Genomic DNA, 13990 nt, shown 5'->3' on the forward strand with positions numbered 1-13990 from the left:
GTACGCCGCGTATGCTTCGGGCCCTATGAGCGAGCCCCTGCCTCCGGTCCTGGTCACCCGCCGCCTCGCGCCCGGGGTGGTCGAACGGCTCACCGCGCACCACGCGGCCACCCTGCACGACTCGGAGCTGCCGATGGCGCGCGCCGAGCTGCTGGCGGCCGTCCGGGGCCGGTCGGCCGTCATCACCACCCTGGACGACGTGGTGGACGGCGGGTTCCTGGACGCGGCCGGTCCGGGCCTGCGGATCGTGGCCAACCACGCGGTCGGCCACCACAACGTGGACCTGGCGGCCTGCGCCGAGCGCGGAGTGCTGGTCAGCAACACCCCCGGCGTGCTCACCGCCTCCACCGCGGACATGGCCTGGGCGCTGCTGCTGGCCGCCACCCGCCGGCTCGGCGAGGGCGAGCGGTGGCTGCGGTCCGGCCGCCCGTGGGCCTGGGCGCCGACCTTCCTGCTCGGGATGGAGCTGTCCGGCACCCCGCTGGGCGTCCTCGGCATGGGCCGGATCGGGCAGGCCGTCGCCCGCCGGGCCCGGGCCTTCGACATGCCGGTCGCCTACCACAACCGCCGCGAGCTGCCGCCCGAGGAGGCCGAGGGCGCCCGCCTGCTGCCGCTGGACGACCTGCTCGCGCAGTCCCAGGTCCTGGTGGTCACCTGCCCGCTGAGCGCCGCCACCCGGCACCTGCTGGACGCCGACCGGCTGGCCCTGCTGCCGGCCGGTGCGGTGGTGGTGAGCATGACCGCCGGGGTGGTGGACGAGGTGGCGCTGGCCGCCGCCCTGGAGTCGGGGGCGCTGTTCGCCGCCGCCGTCGACAACTTCGAGCGCGAACCCGCCGTCCCCGCCGAGCTGCTCGCCCAGGAACGGGCCGTGCTGGCCCCGCACCTGGGCAGCGCGACCGTCCGCACCCGCCAGGCGATGGGCGGCCTGGCCGTCGACAACGTCCTCGCGGTGCTGGCCGGCGGCGCCCCGGTGACACCGGTCGGCACCCCCGGCCCAGCCTGACCCGGCTTTACGGGTTGTCGGATCCGGCGGCCCAGCCGAGCGCCGCCGTCATCACCCGGAAGGCGCCGAAGTGCGCGGCGCCGGGCTCCAGGAAGAGGCTGGCACCGGGGACGTGGTCGGCCAGCCAGCGGGAGTGCTCGACCGGGGAGAACTGGTCGTCCGCGCCGTGCCACAGCCAGGTCGGCACCGCGATGTCCTCCACCTTGAAGCCCCAGTCGGCGGTGAACGCCAGCACGTCGTCGATCCAGCCGTCCGCGCTGTGCCGGAACGCCTCGACGTAGTTGCTCTGCAGCATCCGGCGCAGCCCGGCATCGGCGACCACCTCCCGGTCGGTGGCGGGCAGTTCGGGCCGCAGGCCCTTGAGCAGGCTGACCGGGTCGTCCTTGATCTGCTGGGAGCGGAACTGCATCGCGTCGGCGATCCGGTCGTGGCCCCGCTCGGCCTCCCGGTAGGCCCGCACGTTGGACGGGGTCATCCCGGCGTACCAGTCCAGGCCGACCGCCGCCCGGGGCGCCAGGCTGACCAGGACGGCCACCCGGGCGACCCGGTCGGGCAGCAGCGCGGCGCAGGCCAGCGCGTGCGGTCCGCCGCCGGAGCGGCCGAGGACCGCGAAGTCGGTGAGCCCGAGCTCGTCCGCGATGGTCCGCACGTCCGCCGCCGCCGCGCTCACCCGGCGGCCGGGCAGCCGGCTGGAGTCCCCGTAGCCGGGCCGGTCGAAGGAGATCAGCCGGACGCCCAGGCGGTACAGCACGGTGGTGCGCGGGTGCGGGCCGACCCTGCTGCCGGGCGTCCCGTGCAGCAGGAACACCGGCCGCCCGCGCGGATCGCCCAGGATCTCGACCGCGAGCGCGCGGCCGTCCGCCGTCTTGATCATCCTTAACGCCACGCGCGGCCTCCTCAGTGCTCCCGGCCGCGGACCTCGCGGCGGGCCTGCCAGGTGGTGTGCTCGCGGGAGACCGCGTCCTCGGCGTCCCGCGCCAGTCGGGCCCAGACCTCCTCCGCGTCGGCCGCCCGCACGTCCAGCCGGGTCAGCTGGGTCCGGATCAGCTCCAACTCGTCGGCGGCCAGGGAGTACGCGGCGGCCAGCGGGCGGTACTGGCGCAGCTGGGACCAGGCGGTGACCGAGGCGGCCACCGCCGAGACGGTGCCCAGCGCGTCGTAGCCGAACCCGCCCATCGCCCGCAGCACCGCCAGCACCAGGCCGAGCAGCGGCAGCACCACGCCCAGCACCCCGGTCCAGAAGCCGGCCCGCGCGCAGTACCGGGCCTTGGCCTGGTACCAGTCGTGCTGCACCTGGATCCGCTCCTGGAGGTACGCCTCGCGGCGGACCGCCAGCGGCTGGGCGCGCAGGCCGCGCATCGCCTCGGTGATCTCGGCACCGGCGGGGGAGCCCACCGCGCGGCTGCCCTGGAAGGCCTGCAGCACCCGCCCGAGCTGGAAGCTGTACAGGCCCTCGGCGTCCGGCAGGCTGCGCGGGGGCGGCTGGTAGGCGTCGGCGCGGACGGCGAACTTCCAGGCCAGCGTCTTCACCGACTCGGCGGCCGCCCGGCCCTCGTACCAGAGGCCCTGCGGGTTCTGCCGGCTGACCACCACGGCCAGGGCGATCGCGCCCAGGTAGGCGACGGCGGCCAGCCAGGCCCAGGGGCCGCCGTCGGCGGAGCCCGCCGCGGCGGCGACCACCAGCAGCGCCAGCTCCCAGGCGGAGAGCAGGACCGCCCGGCGCTGGCCCTGCTGGGAGGCCGAGTCGGCGGCCCAGAACAGCTCGGGCAGCAGCTCCCGCTCGCGCACCCACCCCATCGGCCCCGCACCCGACGCCATCCTCGGCCCCCACCCGTCGCTCCGGTCGCACCGCTGTCCTGCCCCGGCCCGCCCGCCGGTACGCCCCCGGTCCGGCCGCAATGGCCGGGAAGGCCCGGAGGTTGTCCCATATCGCGGTACTCGCGCCGGTCGGCCGCGGGGCGCGCCCCGCCGCCGGTCTCGGTACGCGCCCCGTGACCGGTCTCAGTAGGTGTAGAAGACCCGGTCCGCGTTGTCGGCCATCTGCTTGGCGTTCCACTCGGTGCCGCCGGGCACGTTGCCGGAGCGGAAGAGCGGCGGGGTGGCACCGGTGCCGGCCGCCGCCGCATCGGCCAGCCGGCCGACCGCCGAGGCGACCACGGCCTGCATCAGGGCGCTGGTGACGATGGTGGAGACCGGGCCGAAGGTGGTCTCGGCGGCCGGGTGGGTCAGCTCGCCGTCACCGACCGCGATCTTGTTGTCCAGCACCACGTCGCAGTGGTCCTTGAGGTAGCCGCCGGAGGGGTGCGCCGAGGCGACCTCGGCGGGGTACGCCAACGACGTCACGCCGATCACCCTGAGGCCGCGCGAGCGGGCGTACTGGGCCAGTTCGACCGGCATCACCTGGCGGCCGGAGAGCGAGATGACGAAGAGCAGGTCCCCGCTGGTCGCCGGGGTGAGGTCCAGGGTGGTGGTGGCCAGGCCGGAGACCCGCTCCAGCGCGCTGGAGAGCGGCGCGGGCATCACCGTCACCCCGGCCATCCCGGGGACGTTCAGCAGGTTCATCGGGACGAGGCCGCCGGCCCGGTAGACCACGTCCTGGGCGGCCAGCGAGGAGTGGCCGGAGCCGAAGGTGAAGATTCGGCGTCCTTCGGAGACCGCCTCCGCGAGCAGTGCGGCGGCCGCCTCGATGTTCTCCGCCTCCTCCGTGCGGACCCGCTGGAGGTGGGCGATCGCGGTGTCGAAGTACCGGCCGACCAGGTCGCTCATCTGTTGCCTTCGCTCTCTGCCGGTGGGGGATCCGGCCGGGTGGGGCGGTCCGGGTGGTCCAGACCGCCAGTGGAGAAAGCTACGGCGAGCACCGTGGTGCCTCGGCGGCTCCGCTGTCAACAGGAACGAAAACCGGGCCCGGGGGCCCCGGCGCGGACTCGGTTGTCTGCGCAGTACGTCAGAATTGGCGGTGAGGACACCGAGGAACGGAGCCAGCGGCGATGTCTGGGCTGATCGACACCACTGAGATGTACCTTCGCACCATCCTGGAGCTGGAGGAGGAGGGCATCACCCCGATGCGCGCCCGGATCGCCGAGCGCCTGGAGCAGAGCGGTCCCACGGTCAGCCAGACGGTCGGCCGGATGGAGCGTGACGGGCTGCTCCAGGTCGCGGGCGACCGCCACCTGGAGCTGACCGAGGAGGGGCGCCGGCTCGCGGTGCGCGTGATGCGCAAGCACCGCATCGCCGAGTGCCTGCTGGTCGACGTGATCGGCCTGGAGTGGGAGCAGGTGCACGAGGAGGCCTGCCGCTGGGAGCACGTCATGAGCGAGACCGTGGAGCGCAAGGTCCTCGCGATGCTCGGCCACCCCACCCAGTCCCCGTACGGCAACCCGATCCCGGGCCTGGACGAGCTGGGTGACGCCAAGGCCGAGGGCGAGGGCTTCGACGCCGCGCTCATCTCGCTGGACTCGGTGCAGCCGGGTGCCGCGGGCGCCAGCGTGGTGGTCCGCCGGATCGGCGAGCCGATCCAGACCGACGGCGACCTGATGCGCACGCTGCGCCGGGCCGGTATCCGGCCGGGCTCGACGGTCAAGGTCACCGCCGGGATCGGCGGGGTGCTGGTGGGCAGCGGCGACAACGCCGCGGAGCTGGGCAAGGAGATCGCCGCGCACGTGTTCGTGGCGCAGGTCTGACCCGTCGCGGGCGTGACGCGGCGCAGGACGCGAGCAGGGCCCGGTACTCCCCAGTACCGGGCCCTGCTCGTCCTCCCCGTCCCTCCCGCTCCGCGGCACCGGCCACCCCGAACCCGGCCGGTACCGCGGACCGCCCCCGCGGCCCCTCCTGCTCCCCTCCGTCCCCTCCGTTCCCCTCCGTTCCCCTCCTGTCCCCTCCGTTCCCTCCCGACCGCCCCGCCCGGCTTCCCCGTCCGAGCGCCCCTTCCGGCGTCCCCTCACGGTGGAATTTCTCCCCTCGGCAGATCATGGCAATCCTTGAGCGTTGTCACTCGTACGAGGGGCTTTCGCCGTTGACCAGCGGGTACACCGAAGCCTTATCCGGACATACGTGTGACGGGCCCCGCCTCCGGTGGGAGGCAAGGCCCGTCAGTCGCGCGCGGGGTGTCGCGCGGTGCACGCCCTCACCCGATAGGCGTAGGGCGGCCGTCCACGGGACGGTGAATCACACCGTCGGCCCCGGACCGGTCGGCTCAGTGCACCGCCGCCGGCTGGGCCGCCTGGGGCTGCGCCGAGGGGGCCTCGCGTCCGCACGCGTACGCCAGCGGGCTGATCAGCTCGGCCGCGTCCGGCAGCCAGCGGTTCAGCGCGGAGGGCGAGCGGGCCCACTGGGCGAAGCCGCACGGACCGACCCGGGAGGGCGGGGCGACCGTCCAGTCGCCCTCGCCGCGGGCCACCAGGTCCAGTCGGCCCTGCGGCCAGCCGAGCTTGCGGAGCATCTCGGGGAGCTTGGCCGCCACCCCGGGGAGCACCAGGAAGTGCAGCCGTCGGCCGACCCGTCCGGGCGCGGCCGGGACGGCGACCACCGGGCCGAGCTGCAGCTCCATCCGCTCCATCCGGGCCAGGGCCAGGCAGCCGGCCACCTCCGGCACGTCCAGGACGTCGAAGGAGCGGCCGGTGGGCAGCAGGATGGACGCCGCGGGGCGCTCGGTCCACCACCGGCGCACCGCACCCGGGCCGGCGCTCGCCTTGCGGGCCCAGTCCGCGTCCAGTGGGTGGGCCCCGGGCAGTGGGCAGCGCAGGTCGCCGCACGAGCAGCGGGCCGGACCGTCGCCGTCGATCAGCCAGGCGCCGGGGGCGACCTCCCAGTGGCGGTTCTCGGCGTAGCTGACGGCTTCGATGAGCAGCGGGGGCAGTTCGGCATTGCCGCCCTGGTCGGGGGCTCCTGGGATGTCTTCCACGCGCTGCTCAACTACCGTGCGTGAGGCTGGTTACGGCCGCGCGGGAGCCGGTCTTCAGCCTGGCGCCAATGTCACCCGAACCGGTGAGGCAACCGAGTTGGGGTGGGCGGGGGCGGGCGCAGTGGGGGCGCACGGGAGCATTTCCCAGGGCGCGTGGGGGGTGGGGATCGTCACCGTGGGTATCCCGCTGGCGTTGCTGATCGCTAACCTGGTGTCAGATTCCTTGGACGGTCGGACAGTCGGCAACAGATCAGCAGAATCGTCGCCCGCCGGCCGGGACCGGAGGGTGTGGGGAGGCGAAGCCCAATGGCCGCGAGACCACTTGTCGCACGACAGCCCAACGAGCGCCTGCAGCAGTTGATCCAGGAGGCCAGCTGCTCGAACGCCGGTCTGGCACGGAGAGTCAATCTGTGCGGGGCCGAGCACGGCCTGGACCTGCGGTACGACAAGACGTCGGTGGCGCGCTGGCTCCGTGGCCAGCAACCGCGCGGCCAGGCGCCGGCGGTGATCGCCGAGGCGCTCGGCCGCAAGCTCGGCCGCGGTGTGTCGGTCGAGGAGATCGGCATGGCGGACGGCAAGAACCTCAGCTCCGGGATCGGGCTGCAGTTCGCGCCGACGCTGAACGCCGCGCTGGAGCAGGTCTGCGAGCTGTGGCGCAGCGACGTCGGCCGGCGGGACTTCCTGACCGGTGCCACGGTCGCCGCCTCCGCGCTGGTCGAGCCCAGCCGGGACTGGCTGATCACCCCGCCGGACCCGGTGGTGGCCCGGACCGGCGGCCCGCGGGTGGGCCCGACCGATGTCGCGGCGATCAAGGCGACCACCGCGATGCTGGTCGACCTGGACCACCGCTTCGGCAGCGGCCACGTCCGACCGGTGGTCGTCCACTACCTCAACAGCGTGGTCTCCAGCCTGCTCGGCGGCGCCTACCGGGAGGAGACCGGTCGGCAACTCTTCGCGGCGGTTGCCAGGTTGACGGAGCTGGCCGGCTACATGGCGGTGGACACCGGCCAACCGGGCCTCGCCCAGCGCTACTACATCCAGGCGCTGCGGCTGGCCCAGGCGGCGGACGACCGGGGCTACGGCGGGTACGTGCTGGCCGCCTCGATGAGCCACCTGGCGGCGACCCTGGGCAACCCGCGGGAGATCGCCCAACTCGCCCGCGCCGCTCAGGAGGGCGCCCGCTCGGTGGCCACCCCGACGGCGATGGCGATGTTCTACGCGGCCGAGGCGCGCGGTCACGCCCTGCTGGGGGACGCCCGTTCCTGCGAGGCGGTGGCGGCCAAGGCCCTGGAGGCGATGGAGCGGCGCCGCCCGGAGGACGACCCGGACTGGATCGTCCACTTCGACGACGCCTACCTGGCCGACGAGCTGGCCCACTGCCACCGGGACTTGGAGCAGGCCGGTCCGGCCGAGCACTACGCCCGGCGGGCGCTGGACCTGCACCCGCCGACCAGGGTCCGGCGCCGCGCGGTGGACCTCGTCCTGCTGGCGACGGCCCAGCTCCAGCAGCGGGACCTGGAACGCGCCTGTGAGACGGGTGCGCAGGCGGTGCGGCTGCTGAGCGGGCTGCGCTCCAACCGGGGCGTGGAGTACCTGGACGAGTTCCGCCGTCGGCTGGAGCCGTTCCGGGAGCAGCGGGTGGTTCGCGAGTTCCAGGCCAGGGCGGAGGCGGAGGCCGCCTGATCAGCGCCGGGGCTCGGTACGTGCGGGGCCGGTGAGGGATGTCCCGCCCACGTGGTCACCCGGTTCGGTGAACCGGTAGCGTGGGCGCGACGTCCAAGGAACTGTGATGCTCCCAAGAACCGACGAGATGTGGTCCGCCGTCAGCGCGCGGTCGTGCACAGGTGAGGAAACGCGTTGAGCCAGCGCCGCTCGTACCCCAACTCGGGTGACTTCAACCTGGACGATCTGTTTCGCCCGGAGCCCGGTCAGCAGCCCCAGCCGTCCCAGGGGCAGCCGGTGCAGCCGGGCCCGCACGGGCAGCCGCTGCCGCCCGGTGCGCCGACGGGCCAGCCGGAGTACCTGGGAGAGGGGATCCCGGCCCAGGGCGGCCCCTACGGCGGGCAGCCGGCGGCCGACCCGGCCCCGGCGACGCAGTACCTCCCGCCGTACCCCGGCGGCGCCCCGCAGCAGGGGTACCAGGACCAGAGCCACGCCTACCCGACACAGGCGATGCCGCAGCAGGCCGCCCCGGCGCCCGGCTACCCGCCGCAGCCGCAGCAGCAGGCGTACCCGGCCTACCAGCCGCCCGCCCAGGACTACCCGCAGGCCCAGGAGTACCCGCCGGCGGGGGAGTACCCGGGCGCGCAGGCCCCCACCCGCCAGGGCGGCGGGCGCTCCTCCGGAAAGCTGGTCATCGGCGGTGTGGTGGCCGGCTGTGTGGCGGCGGGCATCCTGGTCGCCGTCCTGATGAGCGGCGACGACGAGAAGCCGGGCAACGGCAAGCAGGCCGCCCCCGTGACCACCGGCGCCACCACCGGCGCCGCGCCCACCGCGAGCGGTTCGGCGGCCTCCGCCGTCAGCCCGGAGGCCAAGGCCCAGGCGCAGGCGCTCTCCGACCTGCTCGGCACCGCCAACGACAGCCGCCAGGCGGTGATCGGCGCGGTGGGGTCGGTGCAGAAGTGCGACAAGCTGCCCGAATCCCAGCAGGTGCTGACCGAGGCGGCGGGCAAGCGCCGGGACCTCCAGGCGAAGCTCGCCAAGCTCAAGGCGGACCAGCTGCCGAGCGGCCAGCAGCTGGTGGACCAGCTCAACCAGGCCTGGCAGGCCTCGGCGACGGCCGACGACGAGTACGCGGCCTGGGCCGGGGACTCGCAGGCCGGCTGCGACCCCAAGAAGCTGGACAACCAGCACTACAAGAACGCCGTCCAGGCCAGTGGCACCGCCACCACCGCCAAGAAGCAGGCGGCCGGCCTCTGGAACGCCGTGGCCGGCCAGACCGGCCTGCCGACCAGGACCGACGGCGACCTCTGAGCCCGGGGGCGTACCTTCAGGGGCACCCGGGCCGGGCCGCGCAAACGCCGAGGGCCGGACCAGGGTGGTCCGGCCCCGCGTCGTTCGGGTGCCGCTCGGCACCGCTCGGCACCCTTTTCGGTGCAGGTCAGGCCGGTGGCTTGCTCCCGGTGAGCACCCAGCGGACGTCCACGAAGCCGGGCTGCTGCAGGGTCATCCGGCCGCCCTTGACCACCTGGTAGGTGACCCAGGTGTTCACCAGCCGCGGCGACTCGGTGCTGGCCAGCATGTTGGTGGTGCCCCAGCTGAGCGGCGGGGTGATCCCGACGTCCATCTGGTCCCCGCTGTCCAGCAGCGCGGTCAGCGTCTTGGCGCCGAGCGTCCGCCCGGCCGCCGCCAGCCGCTCGGCGGCCTGCCGGAACACCTCGTACGCGACCCAGGTGGTCTGCACCCCGGGGTCGGCCACGTCGATCGCGACGCCCGCGCTGTCGGTGCGGGCCACCGAGCGCAGCGCGTCCCAGATCTTCGCCGACTCCGGCGGGTACCAGCTGGTCACGTACGCACCGGCCAGCGGGCCGCTGTCGCCGCCGGTGGAGTCGACCACCGACTGCTGGACGCTGCCGATCACCGAGGCGATCCGGGTGTTCTTCGGGCCCAGCCGGCGGTAGGAGTCCAGCAGGCTGCCGGTCGGCTCGGCGCCGAGCGCGCTGGTGAGGCAGTTCGCCGGTTCGTCCTTGCCGATCGCCTTGCGGGCGACCGCCGAGTAGTCGGTGGACTGCTCCGGCGCCTTGACGTCCAGCAGCTTGATCCCGGCGGGCTTGAGCGCGTTGGCCAGGTAGCCGAGCAGGTTGTCGCCGGCCGGGGTGTCCGGGCGGACCAGCGAGACCGTCCGGCAGCCGGCGTCGACCAGCTGGCGGCCGCTGCCGCCGATCAGGGCCGGCATGCCGCCGTCCACCGGGTACGACAGCGGGCTGCTGAACTCCGGGGTGGAGAGCCCGTAGCCGCCGATCAGCGGGATGCCGGCCCGCTCCAGGACCGGCATGAAGTTGTCGCCGAACTGGCTGTAGGAGCCGATCACGGCGGTCGCCTTGGCGTCCACGGCCTGCTGGGCACAGGCCGTCGCCCCGCCGGGGGTGTTGTGCTCGTTGCAGGTCAGGACCCGCAGTCGGCGGCCGTTCAGGCCGCCCTTGGAGTTGATGTCCCGGCCGATCGCCTCGGCCAGCGCGGTCATCCCGGGCCGGTCGGCGGTGCCGGTCCCGGCCGGGGCCCAGGTCATCACGGTGAGTTCGCCACTGCCGGTGGAGGCGTCGGCCGGTCCGCCGCACGCGGAGGCCGAGAAGAGGGTTGGGAGCAGTGCCACCGCGGTGGCCGCTGCGGCGATCAGGCGCCGGCGGCGCCGATCCGCTATCGGGTGCTGATCCTGGGACGAGCCCCTTCGGCTGGTCATCGGTCTTCCCTCCCGGGCGCCCTATGCGCGCACTGGAACCAGCCAAGCCCGCATGCCACAAGGAGAGAGGGACGAAAACCAAACGAACGGCCAACGCCGGGCGAACTCCGGGTGGGGACGCGTGTAGATCGGGAGTAGAGGGCTAACGGTCGGGGAACGTACGATCTTTCTCCATGTCCGCCAGCACAGATTCTTCGTATCGGTCTGCCCGAAACCCTTCTCGTCCGGGGCACCGCTCCAGCACGATGGGCGGCATGCCGCTCAACGACCTGCCCTGGTGGCGCTGGCGAGCCCGACTGCGCTCGGCGCTGCACATGCTGTCCGACCCCGGATTCCAGCAGGACACCTGGTTGTCCGGCCGGGAGGGCTTCGGCGACGTGACCGACGCCGTCTACCGGCTGGTCGAGGACACCTGGCTGGACCGCTGGTCGGCCGAGAAGTACGTGGGGACGATCTTCCGCGACTCGGCCGAGGCCGCCGTGGTGGACGTCGCGGTGCTCCGGGTGCTCCGGATCCTGCACCAGGTCGGCGCGGACGCCCCGGCCTCCGAGTACCTCGGCCACCACGGCTGGCCGGAGGCCGTCCGGGCCGCCCGCGAGGCGCACCTGAAACTGGCGCTCAACGACGGCGACGATCCGGACGCGCCGCCGCGTTCGCTGGAGGTCCTGCGGATCCTCACCCAGGTCTGAGCCCGGTCTGAGCCCGGTCTGAGCAGGGCGTCCCGCAGTGCGGGCACCGCGGACGCCCGCTGTCCAGGATGTGACACGCTGGACCACCCATACGGCACGATCTCAGGACGGGACAACCCCACCGTGGAACAGCAGACGGCCAGCGCCCAGTACGTCCTCACGCTGTCCTGCCCCGACAAGCAGGGCATCGTCCACGCGGTCTCCAGTTACCTCTTCATGACCGGGTGCAACATCATCGACAGCCAGCAGTTCGGTGACGGGGACAGCGGGCTGTTCTTCATGCGGGTGCACTTCTCCGCCGCCGAGCCGGTCACCGTGGACAAGCTGCGGGCCAGCTTCGCCGCGATCGGTGCCTCGTTCGGGATGGACTGGCAGATCCACCCGTCCGAGGAGAAGATGCGGATCGTCCTGATGGTCAGCAAGTTCGGGCACTGCCTGAACGACCTGCTGTTCCGCACCCGGATCGGCGCGCTGCCGGTGGAGATCGCCGCGGTGGTCTCCAACCACACGGACTTCCAGGAGCTGACCGAGGGCTACGGGATTCCGTTCCACCACATCCCGGTCACCCGGGCCAACAAGGCCGACGCCGAGCAGCAGCTGCTGGACCTGGTGGCCAAGGAGGACGTCGACCTGGTGGTGCTGGCCCGCTACATGCAGGTGCTGTCGGACGACCTGTGCACCGCGCTGTCCGGCAAGGTGATCAACATCCACCACTCCTTCCTGCCGAGCTTCAAGGGCGCCAAGCCGTACCACCAGGCGCACGCCCGCGGTGTGAAGGTGATCGGCGCCACCGCGCACTACGTCACCGCCGACCTGGACGAGGGCCCGATCATCGAGCAGGAGGTGGCCCGGGTGACGCACGACATCACGCCGGACCAGCTGGTCGCGCTCGGCCGGGACGTCGAGTGCCAGGCGCTGGCCCGCGCGGTGAAGTGGCACAGCGAGCACCGGGTGCTGCTCAACGGCACCCGGACCGTCGTCTTCGCCTGACCGGCACATGGCTGTCGCGCCCCGGGGCCGGTCCTGCGGACCCTAGGGGCGCGACAGCAGCGGCGTCGCGTGCAGCACCTCGCGGATCGCGGCCCGGTCGCCGTGCTCGCCGACGGGTACCCGGTCCGGGTCGCGGTGGGCGGCGGCCAGCTGGCAGAACTCCAGCCCGTCCAGCACCATCGAGGCCACCGGCTCCCCGCCGGGCGGGCCGCTCTCCGGGCCGTCCAGGGGTATCAGCCACTCGCCGGACGCCGGGCCGTCGATCACCAGCCGCAGCCGCCGGCCCTGTCGGGTGCCGCTGCGGGGCTCCTGGGACGACCCGGCGGGCGCGGTCGCGCGCAGCCCGGCCAGGGCCAGCGGCAGCATCCGCACCGCCAGGTCGACCATCTGCCGCAGGTGCTGCGGCGCCGGCGGGTCGTACGGGTAGGCGACCGCGCGGGCCACGTCCTCGCCGTGGACGTAGCACTCGAAGGCCCGGTCGACGAAGGCGTCGCGCAGCGGGACGGTGGCGAAGCCGAAGTCGACGGGCGTGTTGCCCTGCGGTGCCAGTGCGGCGTTGCGGACCAGCTCGTGGGTCAGCCGGCGCCACCGGGCCCGCACCGACTGCGGGGGCTGGCCGGCCTGTTCGGCGATCATCCGGGCGGTGCGCTCGGTGATGCCGGCCCACGGGCCGCCCTGCGGCGGGACCCGGGGTGCGGACGGGGCGGGTTCGCCGTCCTGCGGCGGGACCCGTCGGGCGGCGGCCGGTACGGGCGGGCTGCCGGGGACGGGGTCGGGCAGTCCGAGGGCGCGGGCCAGATAGCCGTCCACGGCGGTGAGATGGCAGAGCACCTCGGCCGGGCGCAGCCGGTCGGTGCCGCCGTGCCAGGGGAGTTCGGCCACCTCCTGCCACTCCTCCGGGCCGAGGTCGCGCAGCAGCGAGTCCAGCTTGGCGGTCTCGGCGGTGTAGGGCGATCCCCAGCCGGGGACGGGGAGTTCGGCCGGGCGGCGGGACAGGCACCAGTCGATCACCTGCTGGCGCAGCGCGCCCGGCTGGTCGAGCGGCTCGTCCACGGAGAGCCAGCCTGCCGCGTCCCGCAGCCGGGCGGCCTCCGAGGCGCAGGAGGGGCAGGCCGACAGGTGCCGTTCCAACTCGGCGGCCTCGCGGCGCGGGCAGGCGCCCAGGGCCCAGGCGCCGAGCAGTGAGCGCAGGGCCTCGTGCTGCTCCTCGGTGATCGTCACGTGCCCCCGTCCTCGCTCCCGCCCGGTTCCCCGCTCTGCCGCTGGCGGGCGCGCTCCTCGGCGAGTTCGGTGGCCAGCAGCTCCAGACCCAGCCGCATCCGCTGCTTGGCGGTCTGCTCGCTGATGCCGAGCCGGCGGGCCGCCTCCTGGTAGGTGCGTCCGTCGTAGTACGTCACGGCGATCGTCTCACGCAGGGTCTGCGGCAGGGAGTCGACCACGTACTGGACCCGGGCGGCGGTGGCGACGGCCCGGATCTCCTCCTCGACCGGGCCCTCGGCGCCGGGTTGTCGGGCGCGCCGCACCCGCAGCCGGTCCACCGCGCGGCGGTGGGTCAGGGCGCCGAGCCAGGAGCGCAGCGAGCCCTGGGCGGGGTCGAAGGACTCGGGGTGCTCCCAGACATGGGCGAATATCTCGCGGGTGAGCTGGGCGGCGGCGGCCTGGTCGGCCAGTATCCGCCCGGCCAGACCGTGCACCATCGGGGCGAGTTGGTCGTACAGTTCGCCGAGCGCCGTCTCCTCGCCCCGGGCGAGGCGCCGCTGCAGCTGCTCGTCCCAGCGCGGGGCGCTGCCGGGGGTGGCCATCGTCAACCACCCTTCCGACGTGGGCTCGCTGGCTTACCCAACGGTATCTTGCGGCCTTCGGGGGACGGGCGGATTCCGTGCAGAATGGAACGCGCAGTTTCGGATCGTCACATCGTGGGATCTGCCGCCGATGGGATCTGTCGTCCATGGGATGTGCCGTCCATGGGATCTGCCGTCGAAGCCGCTGTTCGAAGGCCGTTGGACATA

At 73.8% G+C, this 13990-nt stretch carries 13 protein-coding genes; 6 read left to right on the forward strand and 7 right to left on the reverse strand.

Annotated features, from left to right (window positions below):
- The first annotated feature begins 25 nt into the window (after positions 1-25).
- Positions 26-1003 carry a 2-hydroxyacid dehydrogenase gene (locus tag ACIGZJ_RS18570; RefSeq protein ID WP_396458209.1) on the forward strand — a complete coding sequence of 326 codons (978 nt, stop codon included), beginning with the start codon at positions 26-28 and terminating at the stop codon, positions 1001-1003.
- A 7-nt stretch (positions 1004-1010) separates the two neighbouring features.
- On the opposite strand, the gene ACIGZJ_RS18575 is transcribed toward ACIGZJ_RS18570, so the two are convergent.
- The 3 genes from ACIGZJ_RS18575 to ACIGZJ_RS18585 all read right to left on the reverse strand — a co-directional run bounded on the left by ACIGZJ_RS18575 (position 1011) and on the right by ACIGZJ_RS18585 (position 3769).
- Positions 1011-1877, reverse strand: coding sequence for an alpha/beta fold hydrolase (locus ACIGZJ_RS18575; RefSeq protein ID WP_396458417.1), 867 nt, complete (start codon positions 1875-1877; stop codon positions 1011-1013).
- Between the two features lie 23 nt (positions 1878-1900).
- Positions 1901-2791, reverse strand: a complete 891-nt coding sequence (locus ACIGZJ_RS18580; protein ID WP_396458210.1) for a DUF4231 domain-containing protein — start codon at positions 2789-2791, stop codon at positions 1901-1903.
- Between the two features lie 213 nt (positions 2792-3004).
- Positions 3005-3769 (reverse strand): SIS domain-containing protein, encoded by a 765-nt coding sequence (locus ACIGZJ_RS18585; protein WP_396458211.1) that lies wholly within the window; start codon positions 3767-3769, stop codon positions 3005-3007.
- A gap of 221 nt (positions 3770-3990) precedes the next feature.
- Between ACIGZJ_RS18585 and ACIGZJ_RS18590 the strand changes: the two genes are divergently transcribed.
- Positions 3991-4683 (forward strand): metal-dependent transcriptional regulator, encoded by a 693-nt coding sequence (locus ACIGZJ_RS18590; protein WP_396458212.1) that lies wholly within the window; start codon positions 3991-3993, stop codon positions 4681-4683.
- A gap of 512 nt (positions 4684-5195) precedes the next feature.
- Here ACIGZJ_RS18590 and ACIGZJ_RS18595 read toward each other — a convergent pair.
- Positions 5196-5903: a bifunctional DNA primase/polymerase gene (locus ACIGZJ_RS18595; protein ID WP_396458213.1), complete on the reverse strand. Its 708-nt coding sequence runs from the start codon at positions 5901-5903 to the stop codon at positions 5196-5198.
- Positions 5904-6209: 306 nt separating this feature from the next.
- Between ACIGZJ_RS18595 and ACIGZJ_RS18600 the strand changes: the two genes are divergently transcribed.
- The gene (locus tag ACIGZJ_RS18600; protein WP_387942166.1) at positions 6210-7586 is read left to right on the forward strand and encodes a transcriptional regulator; all 1377 of its coding nucleotides are present in this window, start codon (positions 6210-6212) and stop codon (positions 7584-7586) included.
- Positions 7587-7760: 174 nt separating this feature from the next.
- A complete protein-coding gene (locus ACIGZJ_RS18605; protein ID WP_396458214.1) occupies positions 7761-8876 on the forward strand; it encodes a hypothetical protein in 1116 nt (371 codons plus the stop codon).
- 127 nt (positions 8877-9003) lie between these two features.
- On the opposite strand, the gene ACIGZJ_RS18610 is transcribed toward ACIGZJ_RS18605, so the two are convergent.
- A complete protein-coding gene (locus ACIGZJ_RS18610; protein ID WP_396458215.1) occupies positions 9004-10302 on the reverse strand; it encodes an ABC transporter substrate-binding protein in 1299 nt (432 codons plus the stop codon).
- A 173-nt stretch (positions 10303-10475) separates the two neighbouring features.
- On the opposite strand from ACIGZJ_RS18610, the gene ACIGZJ_RS18615 reads away from it, so the two are divergent.
- Positions 10476-10991, forward strand: coding sequence for a hypothetical protein (locus ACIGZJ_RS18615; RefSeq protein WP_392940826.1), 516 nt, complete (start codon positions 10476-10478; stop codon positions 10989-10991).
- 123 nt (positions 10992-11114) lie between these two features.
- A complete protein-coding gene (gene purU / locus ACIGZJ_RS18620) occupies positions 11115-11981 on the forward strand; it encodes a formyltetrahydrofolate deformylase (RefSeq protein WP_396458216.1) in 867 nt (288 codons plus the stop codon).
- A 42-nt stretch (positions 11982-12023) separates the two neighbouring features.
- Here purU and ACIGZJ_RS18625 read toward each other — a convergent pair whose 3' ends face one another.
- Together ACIGZJ_RS18625 and ACIGZJ_RS18630 are read right to left on the reverse strand one after the other, a co-directional pair.
- Positions 12024-13202, reverse strand: coding sequence for a zf-HC2 domain-containing protein (locus tag ACIGZJ_RS18625; RefSeq protein ID WP_396458217.1), 1179 nt, complete (start codon positions 13200-13202; stop codon positions 12024-12026).
- Entirely contained in the window at positions 13199-13783 is a 585-nt protein-coding gene (locus tag ACIGZJ_RS18630; RefSeq protein WP_396458218.1) for a sigma-70 family RNA polymerase sigma factor, read from the reverse strand. Before ACIGZJ_RS18630 ends, ACIGZJ_RS18625 begins: the two co-directional genes overlap by 4 nt.
- Positions 13784-13990: the final 207 nt, after the last annotated feature.

It is taken from the genome of Kitasatospora sp. NPDC052868 (assembly GCF_044547105.1).
Lineage (GTDB): Bacteria > Actinomycetota > Actinomycetes > Streptomycetales > Streptomycetaceae > Kitasatospora.